The sequence below is a fragment of the Rhizobium subbaraonis genome (assembly GCF_900220975.1).
Taxonomy (GTDB): Bacteria; Pseudomonadota; Alphaproteobacteria; order Rhizobiales; family Rhizobiaceae; genus Mycoplana; species Mycoplana subbaraonis.
The window spans coordinates 1-4,488 of the sequence record NZ_OBQD01000066.1; the positions used below are offsets into that span (position 1 = coordinate 1).

At 57.5% G+C, this 4,488-nt stretch carries 4 protein-coding genes; all 4 read left to right on the forward strand.

Annotation, left to right across the window (positions count from 1 at the left end; translation table 11 throughout):
* A partial coding sequence (locus tag CRO48_RS31330) for an efflux RND transporter permease subunit (RefSeq protein WP_245423734.1) occupies positions 1 to 2,060 on the forward strand: 2,060 nt, incomplete at its 5' end.
* Entirely contained in the window at positions 2,057 to 2,512 is a 456-nt protein-coding gene (locus tag CRO48_RS31335) for a DUF411 domain-containing protein (protein ID WP_097143533.1), read from the forward strand. The genes CRO48_RS31330 and CRO48_RS31335, both read left to right, overlap by 4 nt.
* Positions 2,513 to 2,956: 444 nt before the next feature.
* Positions 2,957 to 3,751 carry a reverse transcriptase family protein gene (locus CRO48_RS31340; RefSeq protein ID WP_141402168.1) on the forward strand — a complete coding sequence of 265 codons (795 nt, stop codon included), beginning with the start codon at positions 2,957 to 2,959 and terminating at the stop codon, positions 3,749 to 3,751.
* A gap of 223 nt (positions 3,752 to 3,974) precedes the next feature.
* Positions 3,975 to 4,488, forward strand: a 514-nt coding sequence (locus CRO48_RS31345; protein ID WP_141402169.1) for a S1 family peptidase, incomplete at its 3' end; no start/stop codon positions are given.

Sequence of the window (4,488 nt, forward strand, 5' to 3'; positions counted from 1 at the left end):
CACCAGGCCAAAGCAGCTTAAATCAATCCGCAAACCGAGCCGGAAACTCCATTCTTCCAGAGCCCCAAAAGTCTCAAATTATTCGACGACGGACAATCGTGATGATCGAAAACGCTCACAAACATTTGGAGCGCGCCCCGCCGGACAAGCCGCGAACCGAGATACTGATCAAGGCGGCGAGCGAGGTCGGACCAGCGCTGTTCTTCAGTCTGCTGATCATCACCGTGTCATTCCTGCCGATCTTCACCTTAGAATCGCAGGAAGGCCGTCTCTTCGGACCGCTCGCCTTCACCAAGACCTTTGCTATGGCGGCAGCCGCCCTGCTGTCGGTTACCCTCGTTCCGGCGCTGATGGTGGTATTCGTACGTGGGAGGATCGTCCCGGAGCACAGAAACCCGCTCAACCGTTTCCTGATCTGGATTTATCGTCCAGTCATTTCCGGGGTGCTTCGGGAGAAGACGCTGACGATCCTGCTCGCCGTGGCAGCCTTGGCGGTAACGGTCTGGCCCGCCCGCCAGATCGGCAGCGAATTCATGCCGACTTTGAACGAAGGCACGCTGATGTACATGCCGACGACCTTGCCCGGCCTGTCGGTGACGAAGGCAGCCGATCTGATGCAGACCCAGGACCGCATTATCAAGTCCTTCCCGGAGGTCGAAACGGTCTTCGGCAAAGCGGGCAGGGCGCTGACCGCGACCGATCCGGCTCCGACGGAGATGTTCGAGACGATCATCACGCTGAAGCCGAAATCCGAATGGCGGCCAGGCGTGACCATCGACAGCCTGAAGCAGGAAATGGACGCGACGCTGCAGTTTCCCGGCGTGTCTAACGCCTGGACGATGCCGATCCGAGCCCGCATCGATATGCTGTCGACAGGCATCAGGACACCCGTCGGGGTCAAGGTATTCGGGACGGACCTCAAGGAGATGGAGCGGATCGCCCGCGACGTCGAGACTGTCCTGAAGACCATCTCTGGCACATCGAGCGCTTACGCGGAACGGGTGATCGGCGGCTACTATCTGGACATTGTTCCTGACCGCATAGCGCTCGGGCGCTACGGCCTAAGCGTCGACGACGTTCAGGACGTTGTGGGCACGGCTTTGGGTTCCGAGGTGGTGACCTCGACGGTTGAGGGACGCGAGCGGTATGGCGTGGCAGTGCGATACCCCCGTGCCTTGCGCAGCGATCCCCAAACGATAGCCCGTGACGTCCAGGTTGCTCTGCCTGGCGGCGGGACGGTACCATTGGGAGTGGTCGCCGAGGTTAAGTTGACGCGCGGTGCCACGACGATCCGCACCGAGAACGGCCAGCTTGCCGTCTACGTGTTCGTCGATATCGCTGGTCGCGATCTCGGTGGCTATGTCGCGGAAGCGCGGCAGGCGGTTGCCGGTAGCGTGAAGATGCCGCCGGGGTATTCGGTCGCCTGGAGCGGCCAGTACGAATATCTCGAACGGGCGAAAGCGCGTCTGGCGATCGTGGTGCCGTTGACCCTCGGGCTGATCTTTCTGCTCCTCTACCTGAACTTCAAGGCGATTACCGAAACGCTGATCGTGATGCTGTCGCTGCCCTTCGCCCTCGTCGGGGGTATTTGGCTGATGTGGTGGCTTGGGTTCAATGCCTCGGTTGCCGTCGTGGTGGGGTTCATTGCTCTCGCAGGAGTCGCCGCCGAGACCGGCGTCATCATGCTTATCTACCTTGATCAGGCGCTCAGGGAACGCCAGGCAGTATGCGCAGCGGAGGGGCGTAATTTTACCCGTTCCGACCTCAACCATGCGATAATTGTCGGAGCGGTAGAACGTGTACGCCCGAAGATGATGACGGTCGTCGCAATCATGGCAGGCCTTTTGCCGATCCTTTGGAGCACTGGGGCCGGGTCTGAAATCATGCAGCGTATCGCCGTACCCATGATCGGAGGCATGGCGTCCTCCACCATCCTTACCCTTGTCGTCATTCCCGCTGTTTATGCGGCCGTCAAGGGCTGGCAACTGCTGCCAAAAAGCGAGCTGGACCTCGCCTTTCAATCAGCGTCGCCGCCAATCTATCAGGAGAGAAAAAGATGAAGAGAAGAGACTTTCTGCTATGCGGCGTTGCCATCAGTTCGGTGTTGATGACCCATCCCGCCTTGGCAACAGGTGAAAGAATGGTTGTCTACAAGGACCCGAGTTGCGGTTGTTGCCATGAATGGGCAAAGGCCATGCAAAATGCAGGCTTTTCCGTTGTTTCCGAAGACGTCGACGATCTTGAAGCGGTCAAGAAACGTTTCGCCGTACCGGTGGACCTGCAAGGGTGCCACACGGCGAGCTTGGCGGGCTATTTCATCGAGGGCCACGTCCCGCTCGACGCCATAACCAGGCTGCTTGCCGAGCGTCCGAACATCGCCGGGCTGGCCGTTCCCGGTATGCCCTCCGGCTCCCTGGGTATGGGGGACGATCCAGGCGCGTCCTACGACGTCTTCGCGGTTGGCAAGGACGGTTCTTCCGCTGTGTACCACGCGGTCCGACCAAGGTCGTAAGCGGGGGAATTCGCCCACTACCTTCAACACGCATCCGAACACCCGTCCGGACTTGCAATTGGATGGGTGTCCGATTTGCCTAATCGGACAAACGATGACAGCCCTAACGGCCTGCGGACAGCCAGGTTCTGGCCGAGTACGCTGCCCACCGCGAGCGGTTGAGTTTGCCGGCGATGTCCGATGACAAGAATGAATCATCGGAAGCAAGAAACCTCGTGTCGACGGGAAGTGCACCGAGCACCTGAAAACTAATCAAAAAGCATGTTGATATCCGTTGGTAGTCGCCTTGATCACTGTCAGCTCCTCGCGTCGTTTGCTAGACCCGAGATACGAGGTCTCCCCTCGCATACGCGCTGTCGTAACTGCGGCGTAAGAGCGAATGCTTCTACAATATCGTGCGCGCCACGTGACTATGTGGGCCTGGCGTGATTGGAGGGAGACCTCGTGCCACATCCACTGAACGTGTTCGGACGCGTGAGCCTTCGTGTAAAAATCCCGCCGGAGATGGCGAGCAAGGCCGATCTTCTTCAGTACCTCTGTCTTTCAGAGGCGGAACTCCGCAAGATATGGTGGTTTCGAAGTCGGATGTACAAGGACTTCAACATTTCCGTTAGGCCTGGCAAGAGCAGGCTGATCAGCGCTCCAGATCGACGGCTGAAAATGCTCCAGAGAGCGTTGGTACCGCTACTGGGCGAAATTTACAGCCCAAGGAAACCAGTGCATGGTTTTGTTAGGGATCGATCCGTGATCACGAACGCCGCTTCTCATCTGAAAAGCAAGTTCGTGATCAATCTCGATATTGAACGCTTTTTTCCATCTATATCTGAAAACCGTGTGGTAGGTCTCCTCAAGGCCCTGGGTGTCGACGAGGATGTCTCTTCGATCATCGCCCGCCTTTGTTCGAACCAGGGAACTCTCCCCCAAGGAGCCCCAACGAGTCCCGTCCTTTCAAACATGATCTGTTTCAGGCTGGACAAGGAAATGCAGGTCATCGCCAAGGCCGCGCATTGCATCTACACGCGCTATGCAGACGACATCACGTTCTCAAGCTACCAGCCCCTTAGCGCTTTGTTCGCGGCCGGGGTGCCATCAACGGGGAATTTTGCCCCTGATTTGTTGGCTCCCCAGTTGCTAGCAGCCTTTACGAACAATGGCTTCAAGGTTCATCCGGACAAGACACACTACGGCGACAGGCATAGCCGCAGGATCGTAACGGGTCTCAAGGTCGTTGAATGTTGATCGACGGTTCGTCCGAAATGTTCGCAGCACACTATTTTCAATCGAGACAACCGGCTTAGCGGCCGCTCAGAAAAAGTTTGACGATCACTACGGCGGACGACGCGATATCGCGCGGTTTCTGCGGGGTAGGATTTCTTGGATCGGAAATGTGAAGGGGCAATCAGACCCAGTTTACCGAAGTATCGCTACGCGTTTCAACGCATCGTTCCCAACGCAGCCGATCATGGTCCTGCCGACGCGCACAGAGATCAGGAGAAGGGCGGTCTGGATACTGGAACACGCCCACGGAGAGTGGGCGCAGGGGAGCGCGTTTTTTCTCAAAGACGTCGGCCTAGTGACCGCTGCGCATTGCGTCCAGGATGCAATCGGCGAGGAGATCGATGTCTACCATCCAACTAAGCCCGCAAACATCTTCAAGGTAAAAGTGAAGAAGCACCATATAATACGGGGCCTCGCTCTGTTGGAACATAGTATTCCTTCGAACGAATTTTACGAACTCGAGATGACGAATACGACATACGTTATTGGCGACGTATTGACCGCAGCGGGTTATCCCGGATTCGCGCCAGGGGACGGATTGAACGAGCGCCTCGGCCACATCAGCAGTTTCTCTGTTAAAAGCGGCGTCCCGCTTATCGAGGTTGCGGATTCCGGTCTGAAGCCGGCCGGCATTCCGATTAATTACCGGCCACCGTTCCGATTTGAAGCCGGCCACTATTCCAATCAATTACCGGCCG

Excerpts from the sequence above, each read along its gene's own strand:
- CRO48_RS31335 (WP_097143533.1), top strand. The coding sequence starts at position 2,057 with ATGAAGAGAAGAGACTTTCTGCTATGCGGCGTTGCCATCAGTTCGGTG.